The organism is Stenotrophomonas sp. X, assembly GCF_055721025.1.
In genome coordinates, this window is sequence record NZ_CM146756.1 from 2570089 (window position 1) to 2591327 (window position 21239).

Sequence of the window (21239 nt, forward strand, 5' to 3'; positions counted from 1 at the left end):
GCCGGCACTACCCGTGGGCGTGTCACCCGGCGGCGTCGTTCAGGCAGCCGGCAACCCCGACAGCGCGCCCATGAACTGGCGGTAGTGACGCAGCTCGGCGATTGAATCGTGTACATCGCTCAGCGCGGTATGGTTGCTGTTCTTGCCGACGCCGGCGGCCACGCTCGGCGCCCAGCGCTTGGCCAGCTCCTTCACCGTGGACACGTCCAGGTTGCGGTAGTGGAAGTACTTCTCCAGGCGCGGCATCTGGCGGTGCAGGAAGCGGCGGTCCTGGCAGATCGAGTTGCCGCACATCGGCGAAAGGCCGGCCGGGATCCACTGCGCCAGGAAGTTCACCGTCTGCGCTTCGGCCTGGCCCAGGGTGATGGTGCTGTCCACCACGCGCTGCCACAGGCCCGAACGACGGTGCTGGTTGCGGTTCCACTCATCCATCGCTTCCAGCGTTTCCAGCGGATGGTGGATGGCGAATTCCGGCCCTTCGGCCAGCACGTTCAGCTGGGCATCAGTGACCACGGTGGCGATCTCGATGATCGAATCGTTGTCGGTATCCAACCCGGTCATTTCCAGGTCGATCCAGATCAGCCGCTCGTTGGCCGCGCCGTTGTCCGCCATGTGTCGCCTCGTTGCTGGGCAGGCGCGCGGCCCACCGGTGAAGGAAAGGGGCGCCCATCATACCCTTTCGCCCCTCAGCCCTCGCCGGCGTGGTCTTCCAGCAGCAGCGGCGGTTTGCCGCGCTTGGCGCGGAAATAATTGGTCAGGCGCATGCTGGCCTCCTTGGCCAGCACTCCACCGTGGATCTCCACCCGGTGGTTGTGGCGGGCATCGCCCAGCAGGTCGAACACGCTGCCGCAGGCACCGGTCTTGGGGTCGCTGGCGCCGTAGACCAAGCGGGCGACGCGTGCATGCACGATGGCCATCGCGCACATCGCGCAGGGTTCGAGGGTCACGTACAGGGTGCTTCCGAGCAGCCGATGATTGGCCAGCCGCGTGCCGCCGGCGCGCATGGCCACGATCTCGGCATGCGCGCTGGGATCGTGCGAGGCGATGTTGAGGTTCCAGCCCTCACCCAGCAGCTGGCCATCGGCGCCCACCAGTACCGCACCGACCGGAATCTCGTCGAACTCGCGCTGCGCACGCTCGGCCAGCGCCAGCGCATGGCGCATCCAGTGTTCATCGGCGTCGTGCACCGGTACACCCAAGGCATCGGTCATGGCGGTTCTCGCGTGTGTGCAGGGCCAGGATGGCCGCCGGGGCCGCATTGTACGCCCGCGGCCGTGCAGGCGCCGCTAGCGTGCGTCGAAGCGCTCGCGGGCGGCGTCCAGTGCCGGGAAGTTGTGCTCGGCCCAACGGTCCAGAGCGGACAGCGTGTCAACCAGGCCACGCGCGACTTCGGTCAGCCGGTACTCCACATGCAGTGGCTTTTTGCCCAGCTCACACCGCTCGACCAGGCCATTGCGCTCCAGCTGCCGCAGGGTCTGGGTCAACACCTTCTGCGAGATGCCTTCGATCTTCCGCAGCAGCGCGCCATTGCGCAGCGGCCCCTGCGCCAGTGCCGGCAACAGCAGCATCACCCACTTGCCGGAGATCAGCGCCAGCGCATCACGTGCCGAACAATCGGCGGCATAGACATCGCCCGGACAGGCCATGGTTACCTCAAGGTGCGTAATTGCCGGGGCACTCCGGCATCGCGAGGATGGTCGCACACTCCACCAACACCTCGCCCCATGCGCGCCCTGATCCTGCTTGCCCATCCCGAACCCCGCTCGTTCAACGCCTACCTGGCCGCGCAGGCCACCGAACAGCTGCGCCATGACGCCCTGCAGGTGGACGTGGTCGACCTGTATGCGGAAGGCTTCGATCCACTGGAAGCGGCCCATCATCATTCAAGGCGCCTGCAGCCCGAGCGCTTCGATGCCCAGCGCGAACAACGCCACAGCGCCGAACTGGAGCAGTTACCCGCCGATGTGCGACGTCACCTGCACCTGCTGCGGGTCGCAGACCTGGTGATCCTGCAGTTCCCGCTGTGGTGGTTCGCGGCGCCAGCCATCCTCAAGGGCTGGCTGGACCGCGTGCTGGTATATGGGCCGATGTACAACAGCCGTCAGCGCCACGAACATGGCGTGATGCAGGGCAAGCGTGCATTGCTGAGCGTCACCACCGGTTCATCGGCACGGGCATGCGCGGTGGACGGCCGCGAAGGCGACACCCGATTGCTGCTGTGGCCGTTGATGTACAGCCTGCGCTACGTCGGCTTCGAGGTGATGGAGCCATGCGTGGTGCATGGCGTGCGTTCCGGGCTTGCAGCGGAACGCGTGCAGGCCCACGACGAAGCACTGGTTGCAGCCACCCTCTCCTACCGCGAGCGACTGACGCACTGGCGGCAGTGGCCAATCGTGCCCTTCAACGACAGCGATGACTTCGAGGATGGGGTGGTGCTGCGCGCGGACGCGATCGCGCACAGCCCCTTCATCCGCCACCGCGACGCGGGATGAATCTTCGCCTGCATGCGCTACCGGAAAGCCTCATACTTCGCACTCTTCCGAAGCACCTTGGTGAACCCATGACCACCCTGCGCCCCTCTCGCGCCGACGACGGCGCCGCCCTTGTCGACCTCTGGCGTCGCGCCGTCGACGCCACCCACGACTTCCTCAGTGCCGAAGACCGCCAGGCCATCGATGCCGAAGTGGCCGGTTTCCTGCCGCAGGCGCCGATGACCGTTGCTGTCGATGCACAGGATCGGCCGCTGGGCTTCATGCTGATCGACGGCACGCACATGGAAGCGCTGTTCATCGATCCCGAGGTACGTGGCACCGGGATCGGCCGGCAACTGCTGCAACATGCACTTGCCCAGCATCCGCAGCTGAGCACTGACGTCAACGAACAGAACGCACAGGCCGTCGGCTTCTACCTGCGCATGGGCTTCGTCGAAACCGGACGTTCACCGCTGGATTCGCAGGGCCGCCCGTATCCGCTGATCCATCTCCGGTACAACGGCTGACATTCGACGGATGTTCGAGGCCCGCCCCCGATCATCCGACCGTCGCTTCGAATGCCGGTGAGTACTGGACCTCTCCCTGCGCCATCGGCGGCCTCAGGCACAGCGCCTGGAAGTACTCTGGCGGCACACCCGGCAGCACCAGGCCGGGCTCGGCGCGGAATCCGAATCGACCGTAGTACGCGGGTTCTCCCAGCAATACGCAGCCCTGCGCCCCCTGCTCACGCAGTGCATCAAGCGCCGCATGCATCAGCGCCGCGCCGACACCCTGCCCCTGCCATCCGGGCAGCACCGAAATTGGCCCCAGGCCAAACCAGCCGGTGCTGCCATCGCTGATCGTCACCGGCGACAAGGCAACATGCCCGACGACCTGCCCGTCCTTCTCGGCGACCAGCGAGAGACTCAGCTCTCCACGCGAACGCAGTGCATCCACAATGAACTGCTCGGTATGGCTGCTGTGCGGGGCTTCGCGGAAGGCTGCCTCGGTGAGTGCGTGGATGACAGCACGGTCTTCGCGGTTTTCAGGGCGGATCATGCAGTCCAAGGAAAGCGCCTTCTATAAAGTGATGGACATGTGAATGATTGATTTCAGTCACGGATTCAGCCGCAGAGATGCCCCCGGCAGCAATGCCACCGTGACGATCGCGAGCCTTGTGCGGCAAGCGATCCGCCCGGGCAATGCCTCCCCGGCGCGTCAAAAATCCGTCTCCAAGGGTGGCACAGCGCTCCCGGCACGTTCCATAATCGAGAAACCTGCCACCCAGGAAGGATAGATGGACATGGACGCACGATGCAGGCTCGCGCCATGGGTGTAGCTCGCCCCGAACCCAGGGGGCGGCCGCTGCTGGCATTGCTCGCCCTCGTCCCGCTGGCGGCATGTTCGCCCTACGCCGACGCCGAGCGTGACGTCGCCGCGGGTGGACGCGGCCTGGCCAAACTCAACCCGGCACCGAAGCAGGCCTACGAACTGGTGCTGACAGTAAAGGACGCGCCGGGCCCGTTCGCGATCGTGGAGGGCGTGGCCCAGTATGACGTCAGCAACTACGAAGACTGCGGGCGGGTCATCTGGTCCACCGGCACGGCCAGCCGCATCACCAGCCAGGAACCGGTGGAACTGCGCAGGACGGGCGAGAACGAATACCGCGGTATGTTCTACCTCGACCGCATGCAGGATCAGGATTATTACGATCGCGGTACGTGCCACTGGACGCTGACCGGTGTTGGCGCGATGTTGCGTGCGACGAACGGCGAAGCCGATACGCGATTCCTGACCTACGTCAATAAAGAGCGCATGGACGCAGGATCGCCGCTGACTCTCTACTACCCGAAGACTGCCTATCCCCGCGCCGAGCTTGCTGCCAACTTCCCTGCCAGCGGTAAAGAAGATCCGTCGGCCTACAAAGAGGAACTACGCAACGCGTTGTTCTCATCCACCACCACTGTGCAGAAGCTGGTGCCATGAGCCGCCAGTGCCACATTCAGCCTTACACACTAGGAGGCCGACATTGCGCCACAAGATGATTCCGTGCCTTGCTCTGCTTCTGTTGACCGCCTGCCATCCGGAGACCGCCATGAACCAGGAACGTGCCGCTGCTGAAGCCGATGTCGCCCAGGGTGGGCGCGGCCTCGCCAAGCTCAACCCCAGCCCGCGCAAGGCCTATGAACTGGTGCTGCGCCTGAAGGACGCCCCCGGCGATTTCGCGCTGGTCAAGGGCGTGGCCCAGTACGACGTCACCAATGAAGACCAGTGCGGCTATATCGAGCCGGCCACCGGCACGGCTGCACGGATTACCAGCCAGGAGCCGGTGGAACTGCGCAAGGTCGCTGATGGCGAGTACCGGGGCACGCTGTATGTGGACCGCATGCTGGATGAAGACTACTACGGCCGCGGCGTGTGCAGGTGGGAGTTCACCGGCGCCGGGGCAATGCTCAAGGCAACGGGTGCTGAAGAAGAAACCCGCTTCCTCACCTTCGTCGACGCCAAGCCGCTGACCGAAGGTGGCGCACATACGCTCTACTATCCGGATCTGGTCTATCCGAAGGCAGATCGCGTTCCCAATTTCCCCGCCAGTGGCGAGCCCAATCGCAGCAATTACGCCCCTGACCTTCAGGACAAGCTGTTTACGATCACCCTCTCCGCAAGCGAGGTGGCGCCGTGACCATCACCTCCCAGGATTACGCCGCGCTATCTGATGACGCCTATAAGGATCGGGCCGTCGGCCGACGTGAACCCGGCCTAGAGGAGAAAGTCACGTTAAACGGCCATGAGTACAAGATACTTGAGCACGTCAATAATCGCCTCAACGGCTATCAAGGCACCGTCTATCAGCGAGTAGACACCAAAGAGATCGTCATTGCGCATCGCGGCACCGAGCAGATAGCTCGCGATGCGATTCTGACCGATGGCGGCATGGTGGTGGCACGCACGAACGTGCAGGCTCCTGACGCGATTGCCCTGACACAGAGAACGCTTGAAGGCGTCGCGCTTCAGTCTCGCTTGAACGGTGTACCTGCTCCCCAGGTCACCGTCACCGGTCACTCCCTCGGTGGCGCTCTGGCCCAGATCACCTCGCACCATTTCAACGTCAAGGGCGAAACCTTCAACGCCTATGGCGCGGTCAGCCTCAGCTACCGCATCCCGGAAGGCGGCAACACCATGATCAACCATGTCATGGCCTCCGATCCGGTCAGCGCGGCGTCGCCGCACTTCGGCCAGGTGCGGATCTACGCCAGGCCGAATGAAATCAGCACGCTCGCCGCGAACGGTTTCAGCAATCACTCGTTGCGCGCCCTTATCCCCGACCGGCCGATCATCGCCGCAGGCAGCTCGTTCGGCGCGCACAAGCTGGGCAACTTCCTCGGTGACGGCTCGGTGCTGCAGCACCCGGAAACGCAGAAGCTGGCAAAAGACAACGCCAGGATGATCGAGGAGTACCGCGACGACGTTGAATCACTGCGCCGTGGTGTCACCCGCGCGGCGCGGGGCATTCCAGGTGGCGCCGTCGACCTGTACGACCACATCCGCGGCCCGCTGCAGCCCGGTGAGCCGGCACGCCGCGAAGCGGAGAAGAACGGCCATCACACCAGCATGCTGCGAATGGACGATGCCAACCATGTGGGCAACCCACTGTTCAACGACGCGATCCGCGGCGTGCACGCACAGGACGTGCGCGTTGGCCGCGTGCCGGACGTGATGAGTACGCAGCTGGCGGGCAGCCTGGCGGCGGAGATGCACGCTGCAGGCGGCAAGCGCATCGACGAAGTGGTCATGAATGCCGATGCCTCGCGCAGCTTCGCCGTGCAGGGCCAGGGCGGTGACCCGGCCCACCTTCGCGTGTCGGTGGATACGGCAGTGGCGATGAACACCCCGCTGGAACAGAGCAGCCAGCGCATCGACCAGCAGGCCGCCGACCAGCGCGTTGCGCTGGAGCGCGACCAGCAGCTGGAACAGCAGCGGAACCAGACCCGCAGCCTGCAGGCCTGATGCAGCGCGGGAGCCGGTCAGCCCGGCTCCCGCATCACTTCGAAACTCAGGCTCAGGGGCTGGATGCTGCCAGTGGCACGGATGCTCCGGCCGTCACGAACAGATCGGGCCCGGAATCCGGGAATCCGCCACAGGCGCGATCGCCGGGTGCTACCGGATCACAGGGCCACTGCGCGCGCGCGACCTTCTCGCGCAGCTCGAAGCGATCACCGGTCCAGACCACAAACGCGATGTGCTCACGGTTCCAGTCACTGTAGGCGCGCGGACCACCCTTCTGCGCCGACTCCGGGTATTGCACGAACCAGCGCATGGCCGGGCCGTACTGCAGCTTGCTGTGGTCCAGGCTGATCCGGCCCTCACGCGACAGCTGGCGCGCACGATCGGCCTCCGTGACCGGGGGCATCGTCGGCATGGCATCGGCGGTCACATCCCGCGGCGCCGCATCGCCGCGGACCTGGTACAGACGCTGGGCCACATAAGCCTCGCGGCAATCACCTGCGGGTACGCGGACCGGCTCCGCGCCGTACTCATCCCGGTTGGCAACCTGGTCGCTGCAGGTGAACGGCGCCGACACCAGATAGAACGTGCTGTCGGCGTCGCGCCCTTCCAGCGAACGCACCCAGATGTCGCCCATCCGCACGATGAAGTCCGGGCGCTGGCCGTAGCCCGGCACAGCCTTGAACCAGGCCTTCTGCCGCACCTCACGCTCGCGCCAGCTGCGCGGCAGGTGGATGTCCTGCACGGGCAGCGCGACCAGCAACGCGGCCAGATGCGCCGGCATCGTGCCCTGGCAGGCGCCAATCAGCAGGTCGCCCTGGGTCGCCAGTCGCCCGGCCAGATCCACCGGGCAGCGAGCACCGAGCGCCCGCTCGGTCGCCTGCTCGGGCGGCAACGGCACGATGGCCAATGCGGGCGGAGCGGGGGCTACCGCGGGAACGGTTGGCTCGACGGCGGCAGGCGGTGCAGCCACAGGCGCCGCCGCTGCGGGCGCAACGGGCGCCGGCGCCGGATCCGCAGTCGGCGCCGGCTGCGCGTCCACCACAGGGGTCGCAGGGGGTGTCACGGCAGCCGACACCTCGGGCGTCGGCGCCACGACAACGGCGTCGGCCGCCGCGGGCGCGGCAACGGGCGCCGCCTCCGCAGGCGCCTCAACGGTAGCCTCGGCAGCGGGGGGCGTCTCCACCACAGGTGCCGCTGCCTCCTGAGCCTGTGCCGCCCCCGCGACAAGTCCAAGTGACAACAGCCAGACCGGCGGCAGGCAGCGCACGGATGCAGTGCAGCGGGCAGCGGCGTGCCGGGTATTCGAGGGAACGATTCGCATGTGGTGTCCTTACGAGTGGGTTTCCATGTCGGCGCCACAGGGCGCCACGCGTCGTACGTAAAGCGCCTGCGGGCACTCTGCCCGCCGGCATCAGGTGCTACAGGGATCGAGAGCGCTGCTCCTGCTCGCGGGCGAGCGCGGCCGCGGGGTCCTGCTGGGCGACGTTGGCGGCCAACTGCTGGCTGCTCTGTGCCAGCGGCTGCTGTGCCGCCTGTTCGCGCTCGACCGAAGCCCGCAGCATGGCCGGGTCACCCAGCGCGCCCTGCACGGCAAACAACGTGCGGCCGTCGTTGCCAGCCAGGAGATGATCGATGCGCGACATCCCCGCCCTCTGCGCGCTCAGCGCCAGTGCGCCGGCGGCATTGTCCAGTTCCTGCACGCTGCGCAGACCGCTTTGCGGTCCCATCTGCTGCAGATGGTGGCGGGCGCCCTGGAACAGGGCATGCCCCGGCGCGCCAGGCTGCGACATGTCGCGCACGGTGGCCTGCTGGGCCGGCGCCCCGACTTCGCCCCGCTCCAGCCGTGCCATCACATCAGGCGTCAGCTTCTGCTGCCACGCCTCGAATCGCTGCTGGCGGGCCTCGATGCCGTTCAGGCCACCATTGATCGCGCGCGTCGCTTCGCGCACGTCCTCGCGCGCCGCTTCCGGCACCCGCGTCTGCCACTGCCACACGGCAATGCGGCCTGCGTGCTCGGGCTGCGCGGCCAGTTCCGGGTGATTCACCAGGTCCAGATCCAGCGCCTTGCCGGCGCGCTCGTAATTTTCCTTGCCGACCAGAGGCAGATAGCCACGGCCGTGATACTTCAGCGCATCGCCAGGCGCGTCATTGCCCATGCGCCCGCCATACATCAGCTCAGCCAGGTTTTCCGGGCGGCCACGCAGCGCCTCCTGGCGCGCGCTCTCAAGCGCACCATTGCCATTGCGCCACGCCGCTTCCACCGGGATCTGCGAGATACCCCGGGTGAAGTTGAAACTCTCATTGAGCCGGCTCAGGCCACGGGACTCGTGCCCGGCCTGCGCCATGAAGTTGGCCAGTTCCCGGGACGAGGTCATGCCGGCCTCCGTGGCCTGCCGCAACAGCTGCGACTCTCTATCCTGCGACACGGTGAAACTCCTGCTCGATCATCGTTGGGTACTCCCGCCTCCTCACCGGCATGGCACTCAGGGCAAGCTGACGTCGGCGACGACGGACGGATCGAAATCCTCGAACCGCACCCGGCCAAGTTCGGCGGCCGAGAAGTCACGCGTATGGGTGGCTTCGGTCTCGGTGTCGACCACCCTGCGCTGCACGCCATGCACCCAGCACGCCTGCTCGGCAGGTGCATACCGGAACGTGTAGACGCTGCTCCAGCGTTCGCGACTGCCGCCGTTGGTGATCACACTGAACGCACCATCCTCGATGGTCACGTAGGCGAAGGGATCGCCGGCAATGCCTCCCCGGGTGGAACACGGCACCAGCTTGTCGTTGCGCGCCGCCAACTGCCATCGGCCCGTGGCGTCGCCCAGCAGCAACAACAGCACCCGGTTGGGCCCGTGCTCGCCGGGCAGCAAGCCCTCCGGAGGAGGTTGGTCGATCACCAGGAGCTGGTCCTGGAAACCATTGCCAGTCAGATCACCGCGCACGGCTTCCAGCAGGTTCGCGCCGGACGGAACGAACGCCAAGGCATTGTCCATGTGTACGCCACTCCCCTTCTCCATCCCCTGCAACTCCTTCAATCCCGTCTTGCCAGTTCCCGAGCGGAGGCCGGAAACGGGGCGGTGCCCCGCACGTGCCCGGCGGCCGCCATGGCGGATGATAGCCCCGAGCCCACGGCAACCGCGATGGTGGCAAGCGTCACCCGCACCGCGGGGGGACACAGTCCTCATGGACGGAAAAGCTCCTGCGTTCGATGGCACCGGCGCGTCGGGATTTTGACGCGCACGCAGCTTACTTCGAGGAGGCAGCGCTCGTCGAAGGGGGCTTGGGATGAAAAGCGCACTTGATCACAGAAAAAGCGCGGCTAACGTGAATGAATGCCCACTCAGCAAAACGGGTCCACGTAGGTGTCCTGCAGAGATTGCAGATCGGAGAATGCTCTCGTGCCGTATAGCAAAAGTATGCTCTGAAGTTCAGCCGCCGCGAGATATGTCCTGCGGTCTCTAGCGATAAAAGATCATCGGACTCAAGCGCGCCCTGCTAGACAAGACGAAATGACCTCTGACTGCTACGTAGCATCAATAGGCACGAAATTCCGGCAAGCTGCAGGCTGAGTACACAACTTCGCAAGCTTGATTGCGATCCCCGCGACATTCACGCAGCGCATTACGTTTGGCCAAATCTACTGTTTCTGCACGCCACGAAACAGTGATCGCTCCAGGATTCAGCGCCCCGACCGGATCAGCGATCGCGACGCATTGGTTGTAGTACGAGATAGTAATTCGACAACTGCCACCTCCAGCTTTCCTGCACGCGTCCAACGCGACAGACTGAGCCAGACTCTCGGTTCTCTGGGAAACCGCTGTGCCCGTTGGCTTGCTCCCTCCCTGTGAGGAAACCGCGCCCTCGGCTATAGCTCCCCATCGCTTCTCCCACTCACCTTTAGGAGCCTGCCTTGGGGCTTGTGAGGGAGGGACTGACGCCGCAGCCCCAGGAATCGGTGCACAACCTTGAACACCCTGTCCTCCAATCGGGTAGAAGCCAGGCGGGCAGTTCCCCTCAGCGAATGCTGCTGCGGGGAAGACAATTAGCCCCAGAAGGAGTGTCCAATTACGCATGCAGAGCCTCAAAATAAAAGTGTGCCTAGTCTCGTCGGAATCATTTCGAAGGCGCGTTCCCGTATCCGCGTCAATGCAATCATCCCGAGCACGGCCATTTCAGTACTTCCTGAACAAGGGCTCGGTACAATTTGCATACACGGGAGCACAGGCTCCCGGCTGGTCATTCTTGCAGACTCCCTGAGCAGCCCGCTCGGCATCACCCGGAGTCGGACCGGTGCCAATTCCTGACAGGCCATTTCCGGTCCTTCCGCTCGGGATGACCCAGGAAACGCACTGATTGAAACAGGTCATGCTGACCCTGCAATCGCTTGCTCCGCTGGCAGCACATTCTGAGACGGCTTTGCGTTCCGCCTCCTTATTTGACCGGTGCCCCGTAGAAACCGTCACGCGCGCCACCATTTCCGTGTCAATGCCGGTCATCGCAGCCAACACCGCCATTGAGAACACGGTGCCGATGCCATAGAACAACCAACGCTGGAAGATGGACGTTGTCTGCTCAAACAGCAGGCAGAGGATGAACAGCGGACCTAAACCAACGAGCAATGACATTGCGATCTGGTACAGCAACAGCATGCGCCTGCTGTATCGGCCGGTCCACCGTTACCAAGCCGATGATCTGTCCGCGACACGCGCTGACCTGGTCTGAGTACATCTACAATAACTTCCGCTGGCTCACCGAAGTGATTGCGAACTCAATATAGTAGAGGCTCAGCCATCAAATCATCCGCACACAAACCTGTCTCCTCCCCGAAGCGCGAGATCTGACGCTTCATATGTAAAGTCCCGAGGTCCTCAGAACAGATTCAATTCTACTGTTTCAGTAAGTCCTGAATATGGGCTTTGTGCAGTCAGTGTAAAAGACCTTGCAGGCCCCAGCTTCGTCATTTGTGCAGCCCTTCTGCGCCTCCTGCTCCGCCAGCTCAAGTGTTGGCCCTCTTCCTATGCCAGAACCTCCCCGCCCCGTCTGTCCACTTGGCACCACCCACGCGGCACATTGGTTGAAGTAGGCAAGCACCACTTGACAATCCTTTGCACCCGCCGAGGAACATTTGCCAAGCGCCTCTTTTTCCGCGCCACTTTTCTTTCGCTGACCAGTGGATACACCAGCATCGGAAGTGCGCTTGGAGGTGGCAATCGCTCCCCAAGTGGTGATCCACTCACCGGAAGGTTGAGGCGGTGAAACAGGGGCGGTTGTACCACCGCCACTTGCCCCGGGAATCGGCGCACAACCCTGCACCCCTTGGCCACCTATGGGATAGAAGCCAGGCGGACAATTCCCCTCCGCCAAGGCGGAATCAATGCTCCAAGCAGTTCCAACCATCAGGACCATCAATGCAGGCAACACGGATTTCATCAGGACGGGATTCCATTGACGACAATTTTGATCAATCAAGTGTTGCCGGAGGGAGCATTGCCCCGCAAACCTGGGCCTGAAGTAGATTGCACTTCGCCCTGACCTTGGAGCCTAGGTGTCGCACTCTGGTTGGCCAACACACCGGTACTTGAGTTCGAAGCTGGCGCCGGAGGCGTAAACATACTACCCGACCCACTAGAACCCGGCGGCTGCCCATTCGGACCCGGCGAGGTCGGCACGGCGCTACCACCTATCTGCGAATATGCCATGAAGGTACCCAGGGTGCCCTGGAAGAACATCGCAGCCATTGGGGGCGCAGTCAGTGCGCACGATGATTCGTTCCTGCAGCTCCCTTGCGCGGCCCCCGTAGCCTCTGCGTCAGACTGGATCCATGCCAGACAGGAAGTACGTGCTTCCCCCGCTCAGGGTGATCCACAAAGCGTACCAATTGAAGAAAGTCATGCCGCCCCTGTGATCACGCGCCCAAAAGCGGCGCATTCTTACACAGCTTCCCGTTCTGCGCCCTTCTTTTAGCGGCATCTCATGGAAACACTGGCATTCGAGGTACTGACAAGAGCGCAACCCCACTCACGCTAATCTGACGATCAATTCCCAATTTTTCTGCTGACCTATCTGAAGCCTTATCAATACTTCCGGAAGACGGGCAAGGAGCATTCGGAATAGACGACGGCGCACTTTCCGCCTCCGGTATCCCGACAATGACCAATCGCATTTCTAGCGACGGTCTCTGCGTCCACCGCCGTATCCAGGGAGCCCTGCCCCTTTCCTGAGGACGGCACAGCGAATGCAACGCATTGGTTGTAATAGGTAACCGAAGACTTGCAGTCCTTTGCACCCTCTGCGGCACACTTCTTGATCGCCGCAGCCACCGCACGCCGCTCGCTGGACTCATTGGCTGCGGTACCGACGAGATTTGACGTAGGCGACTCAGCCACGGCTCCCCATCTCGTCAACCACTCCCCCAATGGCTGAGCAGGAGCGGGAGCAGAGGCAGAAGCCGTTCCACCAACTGCACCAGGAATTGGCGCACAACCCTGGACACCCTGCCCGCCAATCGGATACGACCCCGGGGGGCAGCCACCCTCTGCTGATGCGGAGTGTACGCACAACAACAATACAACGAGAACTATGTAGGTCAAAGTCGTTCGCATCATGGCCTCCAATTCCCGAAGAGTTACGAATTCATTGTTCCAGCATTGCCGCGCTGCCCACTCTGAATCGGAGATTCAGTGGTCGCGCCTCCAAATCTAGGGGTTGCATCTTGAACCGGAACCTGACTTGAGGCCCTCGAATTGGTGGGAACCGGAGGCATATACCCCCCCCGCTCGACCCACTAGAACCCGGCGGCTGCCCATTTGGACCCGGCGAGGTCGGCACGGCGCTACCGCCTATCTGCGAATATGCCATGAAGGTACCCAGGGTGCCCTGGAAGAACATCGCAGCCATTGGGGGCGCAGTCAGAATCAGCGTCGTCAGGATCAGGCCCATACCGCCCTGCTGCAGCGCCATGCTGCTCATGCCCTGGGTCAGGTTCGACCCCAGCAGTGCACCCAGCGCAGACGCGCCCCAGAACGAAGCCGCCACGCGCGCCACCATTTCCATGGCAATGCCGGTCATCGCAGCCAACACCGCCATCGAGAACATGGTGCCGATGCCATAGAACAACCATCGTTGGAACAGGGACTTTGTCTGCTCAAACAGCAGGCAGAGGATGAACAGCGGACCAAAACCAATGAACAATGACATGGCGATCTGGTACAGCAATAGCATGGCGCCCGCCGTAACGGCCGGTCCGCCGGTGCCCAGCCCAATGAACCACATCGCACGGGTCTTTGCGCTATCCAGCGTTACGTCGCCGGCAACATCCAGCACACTCACCGACGTGAGCGCCAGTTGCATATAGCCCAGGTTCTTGTCAATCAGTTCCTCGGCGGTCGACTTCTTTCCGGTCACGATATAGGTGGGACGTGCCCCCGGTTTCCAGGGCCAGCCTAACTTAAGTAGAGTCCGTCCCCATACCGAGGACGGACATGAAGAAGCGTTTCACCGACGAGCAGATTATTGGCTTCCTGAAGCAGGCGGCCGCTGGCACCCCGATCAAGGAGCTGTGCCGCTAAGACGGGCCAAAGCACAGCTACAAAATGCGGGCTCGATCTCAGTTCTTTCTCGCACCGCCGCTCATAAGGTTAACTACTAGCGTCAGCCAAGGCTCAGCGAAACGACAGTCTCACTGTTGCCCTGCGACCCGGGCGATTCGGCGAAGCCGCAAGTACCCTGAATTGACTCAGCTAGAAGGACTCAAAAACAGGTTCCGAGCAGTACCCTTACTGCCAGGGGAAGGATCAGCATATGCCACACACTGATTTCTGCAGGTCGTATCGATCTTGCAGCCTTTCGCGCCATATTTCCCACAGCGTTCCAGCGCCTCCGATATCGCTTCACTCTTTGTTCCCTGGCCTACCGAGGCACCCACATCACCGGTGCTTGCTGCCCCGGCTATCGCGCCCCAGGTCCTGATCCAGCGCCCAGTCGCGATCGGACCGCTCTGTGCCGCTTGGCCAGCTTGGCTGCTGTCTCCGGGTATCGGAGCACACCCCTAAACCCTGTCCTCCAACCGGGTACTGTCCCGGCAGGCACCGCCCCTCGGCACGAGCATCGCATGCAAGAAGCACCAGAAAGAATGAAGCCATTTGGGACAACGGTACAACGCGTCTCATACCAGTACTCCAGTACCGCGCGAGGCTATGGCTGCCCAAGGTCCACAGCTCCAAAGCCTGTATCCGCAGCTCTCGCGAAATCCGATTGCGTCAATGCAACTCGTGCCGCAGCCACAACCAGGTTGGCATGCCCCAAAGAAAATTCGCAGCGACAGGAGTGCTTCTAGAACCTCTCAAAGATGGGATCGCTGCACTCGGAGTACATAACTTCACACCCGAAATCTCCTTGCTTCTTGCAACCCGAAAGCGCCACAGCACCGGCCTTGGCAATGCTGCCATCTCGGGCGATATGGGCGCCGGTCTGGGAAGCAGTGGGAGATGCAATCGCCACACATTGGTTCTCATACGAGATCTTGACCACGCAGTTTCGCGCACCCGACGTCGCACATTGACTTAGCGCTTCCTGCTCAGCCTCCTCGCGGGAGTACTTCTGCTTTGCAACTCCCGTATCCCCCTTTTCACCCATGGCAACGGCGCCCCAGGTCTTATGCCAACGCCCTGTCGGCTGCGGCGGGGGCGATGGCAACTGTTGCTGGGAAGAGACGCTGCTCGCACCAGGGATCGGAGCGCACCCGCTGACACCCTGCCCGCCAATTGGGTAGAAACCAGACGGGCAGTTGCCCTCAGCCGCTACCGGCGAGGACCAGAACGAAGCCAGCACTGCCAGCATTCCAACAAAGTACCGCATCAGTCATCCAGGACGACATTGAAGAACGGAGGCAGCGGCCATGTACCTCTGACTGCCGAGCAACTCGCGTGAAGGTAGCGACGGCGGCGTACCAGCCTGCACCAACATACGCTCCCCTAAAGCCACCAGGCATTCGAGCGCCGCCTGGACACACTTTCAATACTTGCGGAAGACCGGCGCGGAACATTCCGAGTAAATAATCCTGCAATGCGCCCCGCCTGCTGCCTGACAGTCACGCATGGCCTGCTCCCCGGCGCTCTCCACCGTCCCCGAACTGGCGTACTGCGTACCGGTGGATGCCAGTTCCGAGGTGACAGCGGCCACACATTGATTCTGGTAGGTGAACTCGATTCTGCAACGTCCACCGTTCTTCTCGCAATTCGAAATCGCGGCCCTCTTCGCAGCACGCTCACTGGGTTCACCTACAGATGCGCCCCCCTCCGAACCGCTGGATGAGCCAGCGAGTGCGCCCCAGGTCTTAACCCACTCACCCAATGGTCTGGGCGGAGGAGTAGGAATCGTAGCGCTGCCCCCAGAACTGGCTCCTGGAATTGGCGCGCAGCCCTGTACTCCCTGCCCTCCAATCGGATACATACCGGGAGGGCAGTTCCCTTCTGCACTTGCGGATGAGAATGCTAGAGAGAACATTGCTGCGATGACCGCTTGCATCAACCGACCAGTCATGATCATACAGCCACGCCCGAACTCAATTTCCAGCCATCTGCGAACATGCATGAAGTCTCCCAGACGCCTCGGAACAACATCACAGCCATAGCAGATGCGGCCACAAGTAACGCCACCTTCCGGTGCAGCATGAATAACTGCTGACAGCCCTCACGCAGAACTGGCGATCAGCGATACGCCCTGAACTCCGACATGCTGCAGGCCGAGTAGGCCACTTCACACGCTCCTCCATCATTCACAGAGGCGCATTCCTTCAACGCGAGCGATTGAGCTTCGTCAAGTGTTTCAGCGCTGGCAACGATTGAATTTCCGGCAGCCCTTCCGCCCGAGCGGGGCGACGGATCGGCGATTGCGGCGCATTGATCGTGATAGCTCAAACGAATCTCACACTTGGTCCCTCCTCGTCGGACACATCCGTCGATCGCCGCCGCTTCCGCAGCTCGCTTCGATTTCTGGGATACGGAAACACCGGTTGCCATCAAGCCACCAGTTGCTGGTTTTTTGTCCTCAGCGATGGCTCCCCAGCGCGTCTCCCATTTCCCGGCCGGAACCGGCGCAGAAGATCCAGTGGAGGGAGAGCTGCTTCCGCCAGGAATAGGCGCACACCCGCCGACGCCCTGCCCTCCAACAGGGTACTGCCCAGGGGGACATCTCCCCTCCGCCAGAGCGGAAAAAGGGGCTATCAGCAGCGCGGCCGCAAGAAAGAACTTGATCATAGTGTTTACTCCAATCCTTGAATCATGCGCTGAGCAAGCCTCAACTAACTTCCAGCAGCCTTGCCATGCGTACCAGGCCCAAGACTTCCGCTAGACCCGCCTTCACCTATAGACCTTCCACTGGTTGCATAGGTTACTGGTGGTGAAACATGCTTCTCCGCATTAGAAGTCTGAGGCGGCATGTAACTACCCGGCGGCTGGCCGTTTGAGCTGGGCGCCTGCGCTACCGGGCTACCACCTATCTGCGAATATGCCATGAAGGTACCCAGGGTGCCCTGGAAGAACATCGCGGCCATTGGGGGCGCAGTCAGGATCAGCGTCGTCAGGATCAGGCCCATGCCGCCCTGCTGCAGCGCCATGCTGCTCATGCCCTCGGTCAGGTTCGACCCCAGCAGTGCACCCAGCGCAGACGCGCCCCAGAACGAAGCCGCCACGCGCGCCACCATTTCCATGGCAATGCCGGTCATCGCAGCCAGCACCGCCATCGAGAACATGGTGCCGATGCCATAGAACAACCATCGTTGGAACAGGGACTTTGTCTGCTCAAACAGCAGACAGAGAATGAACAGCGGACCAAAACCAATGAACAATGACATGGCGATCTGGTACAGCAATAGCATGGCGCCCGCCGTAACGGCCGGTCCGCCGGTGCCCAGCCCAATGAACCACATCGCACGGGTCTTTGCGCTATCCAGCGTTACGTCGCCGGCAACATCCAGCACACTCACCGACGTGAGCGCCAGTTGCATATAGCCCAGGTTCTTGTCAATCAGTTCCTCGGCGGTCGACTTCTTTCCGGTCACGATATAGGTGATCTGGTCCTGCACATCGCCAGTCAGGAAGTTCTGCAGCTTGGTCCCAAACATGGCCATCGACGTAGCGACCGTAACGATCAGTGCCGCCCGTGCCATGTTCGTCATCAACGCAGCCATCGAGTCACGGCTTCGCCCAGTCACGATGCGGAAGCCCTGGATGAGCACCCACAGCGTCATCAGCACCAGGGCCATCGTGCCGACCCAGGTCATCATCCGGCTCAGGATACCGTTGCCGAAATTGGTGATCTCTTCGCGCAGATATTCCAGGATCAGCCGGAAGAAGAAGAAGTCGCCCACCGAGGCGAACAACGTGCCGTGCAACAGATCATTGAACACCATACCGTGCATCATTCCCTGACTCATCACATCACCCACCCCGCGTCGGGGCCCTGCTGGAGTGCGTTGCGCACGTGATTCACTTGGTGGAGAGCGCGGCCTTCAGCGCGCCGGCCTTGATGACACTTCCAATCGGGTTGCGCTCGCCCCGCAACGCACGCTCGGCCAGATTCTTCTGCCGCCCCTGCAAGGCAGCGATCTGCTGGTCGTAGACCTTGATGGTGGTCTCCCACTTCTTGAAGGCCTTCTCAAGCTCAACCGAGGTTGCCGTATTGTTGGAAATATCCTCCTGCAGTGCGCCTTCATTCTTGAACGCGTTGCGGATCCGACGCAGCTGCTGAAGCATCTGCTCCATCGCCGGCATGGACATCTGCACGACCTCGACAGTCTCGTTGTACTTCTTGTTCTCAAGCACCTGGATGTAAGAGCAGATCGCACGCTGCTGCGCGCCGATGTCACCGCCCGGGCTCATGTTCAGCACTGCCATCAGACCATTCATGCTGATCATGGAATCGCCACCGCACTTCTCGGCCACGTTCCAGTTCTCGGGAATCTTCGTCAACGCGGGAGTCGGCGGCATCAGCGGCGAAGCAATGATCTGGGTCCAGTTCTGGAGCTTGGACATCCAGTTGTCGATGGTCTTGGAGTACTGCTGAGCCGTTTCACTCCAACGCTGCGCAGTCTGAAGATATTCCTGACCGGCCTTCATCTCCTGCATGAAATTCATGATCCAGTTGAACGGGTCATAGACCGTCATCGCCTGCGCGGGACTGGTGCCTGTACTGATGGTCATGCCCAAGGTCAACACTGCGGCCATCATCGGCGCGAAGCGCCTGCGTCGCACCGGAGTGCGGCGGAATTCAGTTGTCATGGCGGTTTCCTTGTTCGTCTGAGCGAGCGTCTTCATGCCGTCTCCTCCTGCTCGGCCCGCTTCCCGGACCCTTTTCGATGTTTGTAGAAATCTTCCAGCCATTGTTCCGGCGTAAGCTCATCCACGGTGATCCGGTTGCAGACCGCAGCGGTCTGCAACACCCGATGCATGATGTCGATGTTGTCGGTCGACGCCGAGATCACCGACAGAATGTCGTCCATGCCGCGCAGGTTCAGCTGGCAGACGCTCGATGCATGGCCCTGCTTGACCAGGAAACAGCGCGAGCGCTCGTCGAGCGCGGTAACCACCTTGAACTCGGCCTCGGTCAGCTTCAGGCCGTCCATGTAATCGCTCTTGCTGGCATTCGGGTTCGGCAGAAGGATCAGCGTGGCGGTCTGCTCGATCAGCGCGGCAGAGATATCGCTCTTCAGCGCGTCCTCCGGGCTCTGCGTCGCGAAGATGCCCAGACCGTTCTGCTTACGGATGGTCTTCTGCTTGTTCTTCGCGAATTCCTTCAGGCCACCCTCGCCGTCCAGGATCTTCCAGAATTCGTCCATCACGTAGATCAGCGGACGACCATCGATCAGCGACTCCAGGCGGTGCAGCAGGTAATTGATGACCGGCACGCGTACTTCGGGGTTGTCAATGATGTCGGTGTAGTCGAAGCCGATGATGTTGGCCTTGCTCAGATCAACGGTGTCGACCGGATTGTCGAACACCCAGCCCAGCGAATTGCCCGAGGTCCAGCGGCGCATGCGCGCGTAGAGCCCATCGTCGCCCATGTTGGGCAGGCTCTTCTGGAAGTTGGTCATGCTGCGCAGGTGCATCGGCGTATCGAGCATGCTTTCCACTGCGCGGTAGATGTCCTCTTCCTCGCGGGCGCTGTACTCACGCTTGCCGGCCAGCACCTTGATCAGGTCGGCCAGGAACTGCACGTTGGCTTCATTGTTCTCGCACTGGAACGGGTTGAAGCCGGTCGGCGCGCCGTTCTCCAGGGCCAGATAGTTGCCACCGCAGGCACGGACGAAGATCTCCGCACCACGATCCTTGTCGAAGAAGAAGATGGTCGGCGACGGCTCGTACTTCTGCACCTGGCTGAGCAGGAAGTTGATCAGCGCGGTCTTACCGGTACCGGACTTGCCGATCACCATGGTGTTGGCGATCGCCTTCTCGCCCAGCGAGTTCTCCGACGGATGGGTCGCGTGGAAATTGAAGTAGTACGGCTGGCCGTTGGTGGTCTGCAGCGTGGTGACGCAGTCGCCCCACGGGTTGTTGTGCTGCTTGCCGGTCGCGAAGTTGTGCAGCGGCGACAGCCCCAGGAAGTTCAGCGAGCTGACATTGGCCAGGCGGGTGCGATAGCGCCAGTTGGCCGGTAGCTGCGAATAGAAGGACGAGGTGACCGCCAGGTCTTCCTTGGTCGACACGAAACCCGCATTGGACAACTCGGCGCGCGTCGTGGCCACGTTCTGCGACAGCTTGGCCTGGCTGTCGCCGTAGACCGCCATGATGAAGTGGTACTCGCCCAGTACGAAATTTCCCGACGACAGCTGGTCCATCGCCTGGTCCAGCTCGACGATCTGGCTGACTGCCTTGTCGCCTGAGGAGATCATCATGCCCTTTGTGCGGTCGAGCACCTTGAGCGCGTCCTGACGCCCCATCGGGCTGAACGAATGGGTGATGACGTACTCGTAGTCCAGGTACTTCAGGCCGTTGAGAATGCCCGGGTAAGTCCCCTCGGCATACTCCTTGATGTTCAGGATGGCGCCGAAGTGGTTGGCACCATTGGGGGTATTGATGACGAAGTCACCGGTCTTGGCCGAGAACATATGCCGGCTGACCGGCAGGTAATCCTTGATTGGCGCCGACAGCACCGGCACCGGTTCGTCGATGCGATTGATCAGGTAACCGAACAGCTCCAGCGTTTCCGAGAACACCACGCCGTTCTTGGCCTCGTACATGCCCAGGCGGTACGGCGCATAGTCGCGGATCACGGCCTCGACGTTGCCGGCAAGTTCCATCAGCTTCTCGATGGCCTGCTCCTGCTCGGCCTGCAGGCGCTCGACATTCGCCGACTTTTCCACGAAGCGCTTCCCGGCTACGACCGGGCGGTAGATCATGGTGAGGTACAGCTCGTTCTGCATGATGCGCTGCGAGGACAGCATGCCCATGTACTGGTCGGACACGTCCTGGTTGAAGCGCTGCTTGTAGTGGCTCTTGCCTTTCAACGTACGGCGACGGCGAATGTCGTGCACCCAGAAGGCGACATTGACGAAATCCGGCGCCCTCAGCGTCTGCAGCAGGCGGTTGAACGTATTGTGCCGGTGCTCCAGCTCCCATTCCTCGCGACCAACGAACGGCAGTCCTTCCAGGTACCAGGTCAACAGGTAGTCGCCACCCGTGGTCTTTACCACGTTCGGGGCGACATGCGTCGACAGGGGAATGAACTCACTGATGGAGGTGTCAGGGCTGAACATACGAC

General features: G+C 62.1%; 23 protein-coding genes and 3 pseudogenes. 6 read left to right on the forward strand and 20 right to left on the reverse strand.

Annotated elements, in window-relative coordinates; all coding sequences use genetic code 11:
• Positions 1-39: 39 nt before the first annotated feature.
• The 3 genes from orn to ACZ75I_RS11915 all read right to left on the reverse strand — a co-directional run bounded on the left by orn (position 40) and on the right by ACZ75I_RS11915 (position 1646).
• Positions 40-612: an oligoribonuclease gene (gene orn, locus ACZ75I_RS11905; protein ID WP_242892420.1), complete on the reverse strand. Its 573-nt coding sequence runs from the start codon at positions 610-612 to the stop codon at positions 40-42.
• A gap of 74 nt (positions 613-686) precedes the next feature.
• Positions 687-1211, reverse strand: coding sequence for a tRNA adenosine(34) deaminase TadA (tadA, locus tag ACZ75I_RS11910; RefSeq protein ID WP_005417177.1), 525 nt, complete (start codon positions 1209-1211; stop codon positions 687-689).
• A 75-nt stretch (positions 1212-1286) separates the two neighbouring features.
• Positions 1287-1646 (reverse strand): winged helix-turn-helix transcriptional regulator, encoded by a 360-nt coding sequence (locus ACZ75I_RS11915; RefSeq protein WP_061479054.1) that lies wholly within the window; start codon positions 1644-1646, stop codon positions 1287-1289.
• Positions 1647-1724: 78 nt separating this feature from the next.
• Here ACZ75I_RS11915 and ACZ75I_RS11920 point away from each other — a divergent pair, with 78 nt between their 5' ends.
• Both ACZ75I_RS11920 and ACZ75I_RS11925 read left to right on the forward strand, forming a co-directional pair.
• Entirely contained in the window at positions 1725-2492 is a 768-nt protein-coding gene (locus tag ACZ75I_RS11920) for an NAD(P)H-dependent oxidoreductase (protein WP_346476728.1), read from the forward strand.
• A gap of 68 nt (positions 2493-2560) precedes the next feature.
• Positions 2561-2998: an acetyltransferase gene (locus ACZ75I_RS11925; protein WP_346476729.1), complete on the forward strand. Its 438-nt coding sequence runs from the start codon at positions 2561-2563 to the stop codon at positions 2996-2998.
• A 31-nt stretch (positions 2999-3029) separates the two neighbouring features.
• On the opposite strand, the gene ACZ75I_RS11930 is transcribed toward ACZ75I_RS11925, so the two are convergent.
• Positions 3030-3530, reverse strand: a complete 501-nt coding sequence (locus ACZ75I_RS11930; protein WP_429000371.1) for a GNAT family N-acetyltransferase — start codon at positions 3528-3530, stop codon at positions 3030-3032.
• Between the two features lie 255 nt (positions 3531-3785).
• On the opposite strand from ACZ75I_RS11930, the gene ACZ75I_RS11935 reads away from it, so the two are divergent.
• From ACZ75I_RS11935 to ACZ75I_RS11945, 3 genes are read left to right on the forward strand one after another with little or no spacing between them, the layout of a single operon-like run.
• On the forward strand, positions 3786-4457 hold the full coding sequence (locus tag ACZ75I_RS11935) for a hypothetical protein (protein WP_180870700.1): 672 nt from the start codon (positions 3786-3788) through the stop codon (positions 4455-4457).
• A gap of 43 nt (positions 4458-4500) precedes the next feature.
• Positions 4501-5154 (forward strand): hypothetical protein, encoded by a 654-nt coding sequence (locus tag ACZ75I_RS11940; protein ID WP_021202801.1) that lies wholly within the window; start codon positions 4501-4503, stop codon positions 5152-5154.
• Positions 5151-6479, forward strand: a complete 1329-nt coding sequence (locus tag ACZ75I_RS11945) for an XVIPCD domain-containing protein (RefSeq protein ID WP_180870697.1) — start codon at positions 5151-5153, stop codon at positions 6477-6479. Before ACZ75I_RS11940 ends, ACZ75I_RS11945 begins: the two co-directional genes overlap by 4 nt.
• Positions 6480-6531: 52 nt before the next feature.
• Here the strand turns inward: ACZ75I_RS11945 and ACZ75I_RS11950 are convergent, their stop codons facing one another.
• From ACZ75I_RS11950 to ACZ75I_RS11990, 9 genes and pseudogenes are all read right to left on the reverse strand, one after another.
• Positions 6532-7800: a hypothetical protein gene (locus ACZ75I_RS11950; RefSeq protein ID WP_472957941.1), complete on the reverse strand. Its 1269-nt coding sequence runs from the start codon at positions 7798-7800 to the stop codon at positions 6532-6534.
• A gap of 97 nt (positions 7801-7897) precedes the next feature.
• A complete protein-coding gene (locus ACZ75I_RS11955) occupies positions 7898-8905 on the reverse strand; it encodes an XVIPCD domain-containing protein (RefSeq protein WP_049438157.1) in 1008 nt (335 codons plus the stop codon).
• Positions 8906-8962: 57 nt separating this feature from the next.
• On the reverse strand, positions 8963-9499 hold the full coding sequence (locus tag ACZ75I_RS11960; RefSeq protein ID WP_032954278.1) for a hypothetical protein: 537 nt from the start codon (positions 9497-9499) through the stop codon (positions 8963-8965).
• A 516-nt stretch (positions 9500-10015) separates the two neighbouring features.
• Entirely contained in the window at positions 10016-10555 is a 540-nt protein-coding gene (locus ACZ75I_RS11965) for a DUF4189 domain-containing protein (protein WP_180870695.1), read from the reverse strand.
• 99 nt (positions 10556-10654) lie between these two features.
• Positions 10655-10957, reverse strand: a complete 303-nt coding sequence (locus ACZ75I_RS11970) for a DUF4189 domain-containing protein (RefSeq protein WP_472959060.1) — start codon at positions 10955-10957, stop codon at positions 10655-10657.
• Positions 10934-11166, reverse strand: a pseudogene (locus ACZ75I_RS11975) (type IV secretion system protein); the annotation flags it as partial. The gene ACZ75I_RS11970 and the pseudogene ACZ75I_RS11975, both read right to left, overlap by 24 nt.
• A 209-nt stretch (positions 11167-11375) precedes the next feature.
• Positions 11376-11912 (reverse strand): DUF4189 domain-containing protein, encoded by a 537-nt coding sequence (locus ACZ75I_RS11980; protein WP_312548106.1) that lies wholly within the window; start codon positions 11910-11912, stop codon positions 11376-11378.
• 644 nt (positions 11913-12556) lie between these two features.
• Complete coding sequence (locus tag ACZ75I_RS11985) at positions 12557-13087, reverse strand: DUF4189 domain-containing protein (RefSeq protein WP_472957944.1); 531 nt, start codon at positions 13085-13087, stop codon at positions 12557-12559.
• A gap of 20 nt (positions 13088-13107) precedes the next feature.
• Positions 13108-13895 (reverse strand): annotated as a pseudogene (locus tag ACZ75I_RS11990) (type IV secretion system protein); the annotation flags it as partial.
• 68 nt (positions 13896-13963) lie between these two features.
• Between ACZ75I_RS11990 and ACZ75I_RS11995 the strand changes: the two are divergent.
• Positions 13964-14047: pseudogene (locus ACZ75I_RS11995) on the forward strand (transposase); the annotation flags it as partial.
• Positions 14048-14217: 170 nt separating this feature from the next.
• Here ACZ75I_RS11995 and ACZ75I_RS12000 read toward each other — a convergent pair.
• From ACZ75I_RS12000 to ACZ75I_RS12030, 7 genes are all read right to left on the reverse strand, one after another.
• Positions 14218-14406 carry a DUF4189 domain-containing protein gene (locus ACZ75I_RS12000; RefSeq protein WP_233282216.1) on the reverse strand — a complete coding sequence of 63 codons (189 nt, stop codon included), beginning with the start codon at positions 14404-14406 and terminating at the stop codon, positions 14218-14220.
• A gap of 407 nt (positions 14407-14813) precedes the next feature.
• Positions 14814-15338 (reverse strand): DUF4189 domain-containing protein, encoded by a 525-nt coding sequence (locus ACZ75I_RS12005; RefSeq protein WP_005417214.1) that lies wholly within the window; start codon positions 15336-15338, stop codon positions 14814-14816.
• A gap of 156 nt (positions 15339-15494) precedes the next feature.
• Positions 15495-16073: a DUF4189 domain-containing protein gene (locus ACZ75I_RS12010; RefSeq protein WP_428702163.1), complete on the reverse strand. Its 579-nt coding sequence runs from the start codon at positions 16071-16073 to the stop codon at positions 15495-15497.
• A 116-nt stretch (positions 16074-16189) separates the two neighbouring features.
• The gene (locus ACZ75I_RS12015; protein WP_095377172.1) at positions 16190-16738 is read right to left on the reverse strand and encodes a DUF4189 domain-containing protein; all 549 of its coding nucleotides are present in this window, start codon (positions 16736-16738) and stop codon (positions 16190-16192) included.
• Between the two features lie 44 nt (positions 16739-16782).
• A complete protein-coding gene (locus ACZ75I_RS12020; protein ID WP_258009486.1) occupies positions 16783-17892 on the reverse strand; it encodes a TrbL/VirB6 family protein in 1110 nt (369 codons plus the stop codon).
• A 76-nt stretch (positions 17893-17968) separates the two neighbouring features.
• Complete coding sequence (locus ACZ75I_RS12025; RefSeq protein WP_061480703.1) at positions 17969-18796, reverse strand: hypothetical protein; 828 nt, start codon at positions 18794-18796, stop codon at positions 17969-17971.
• Complete coding sequence (locus tag ACZ75I_RS12030) at positions 18793-21234, reverse strand: VirB4 family type IV secretion/conjugal transfer ATPase (RefSeq protein WP_472957945.1); 2442 nt, start codon at positions 21232-21234, stop codon at positions 18793-18795. The genes ACZ75I_RS12025 and ACZ75I_RS12030 overlap by 4 nt, the downstream gene beginning before the upstream one ends.
• Between the last annotated feature and the right edge of the window lie 5 nt (positions 21235-21239).

Bases quoted from the DNA above. Each gene is read 5' to 3' on its own strand.
- ACZ75I_RS12030 (WP_472957945.1), bottom strand. From the start codon at position 21,234: ATGTTCAGCCCTGACACCTCCATCAGTGAGTTCATTCCCCTGTCGACG.
- ACZ75I_RS11925 (WP_346476729.1), top strand. From the start codon at position 2,561: ATGACCACCCTGCGCCCCTCTCGCGCCGACGACGGCGCCGCCCTTGTC.
- ACZ75I_RS11985 (WP_472957944.1), bottom strand. From the start codon at position 13,087: ATGATGCGAACGACTTTGACCTACATAGTTCTCGTTGTATTGTTGTTG.
- ACZ75I_RS11960 (WP_032954278.1), bottom strand. From the start codon at position 9,499: ATGGAGAAGGGGAGTGGCGTACACATGGACAATGCCTTGGCGTTCGTT.
- ACZ75I_RS11950 (WP_472957941.1), bottom strand. From the start codon at position 7,800: ATGCGAATCGTTCCCTCGAATACCCGGCACGCCGCTGCCCGCTGCACT.
- ACZ75I_RS11970 (WP_472959060.1), bottom strand. From the start codon at position 10,957: ATGGTGGCGCGCGTGACGGTTTCTACGGGGCACCGGTCAAATAAGGAG.
- ACZ75I_RS12020 (WP_258009486.1), bottom strand. From the start codon at position 17,892: ATGGTGTTCAATGATCTGTTGCACGGCACGTTGTTCGCCTCGGTGGGC.
- ACZ75I_RS12010 (WP_428702163.1), bottom strand. From the start codon at position 16,073: ATGCATGTTCGCAGATGGCTGGAAATTGAGTTCGGGCGTGGCTGTATG.
- ACZ75I_RS11930 (WP_429000371.1), bottom strand. From the start codon at position 3,530: ATGATCCGCCCTGAAAACCGCGAAGACCGTGCTGTCATCCACGCACTC.
- ACZ75I_RS11935 (WP_180870700.1), top strand. From the start codon at position 3,786: ATGCAGGCTCGCGCCATGGGTGTAGCTCGCCCCGAACCCAGGGGGCGG.
- ACZ75I_RS11980 (WP_312548106.1), bottom strand. From the start codon at position 11,912: ATGAAATCCGTGTTGCCTGCATTGATGGTCCTGATGGTTGGAACTGCT.
- ACZ75I_RS12025 (WP_061480703.1), bottom strand. From the start codon at position 18,796: ATGAAGACGCTCGCTCAGACGAACAAGGAAACCGCCATGACAACTGAA.
- ACZ75I_RS12005 (WP_005417214.1), bottom strand. From the start codon at position 15,338: ATGCGGTACTTTGTTGGAATGCTGGCAGTGCTGGCTTCGTTCTGGTCC.
- tadA (WP_005417177.1), bottom strand. From the start codon at position 1,211: ATGACCGATGCCTTGGGTGTACCGGTGCACGACGCCGATGAACACTGG.
- ACZ75I_RS11920 (WP_346476728.1), top strand. From the start codon at position 1,725: ATGCGCGCCCTGATCCTGCTTGCCCATCCCGAACCCCGCTCGTTCAAC.
- ACZ75I_RS11915 (WP_061479054.1), bottom strand. From the start codon at position 1,646: ATGGCCTGTCCGGGCGATGTCTATGCCGCCGATTGTTCGGCACGTGAT.
- ACZ75I_RS12015 (WP_095377172.1), bottom strand. From the start codon at position 16,738: ATGATCAAGTTCTTTCTTGCGGCCGCGCTGCTGATAGCCCCTTTTTCC.
- ACZ75I_RS11965 (WP_180870695.1), bottom strand. From the start codon at position 10,555: ATGCGTAATTGGACACTCCTTCTGGGGCTAATTGTCTTCCCCGCAGCA.
- orn (WP_242892420.1), bottom strand. From the start codon at position 612: ATGGCGGACAACGGCGCGGCCAACGAGCGGCTGATCTGGATCGACCTG.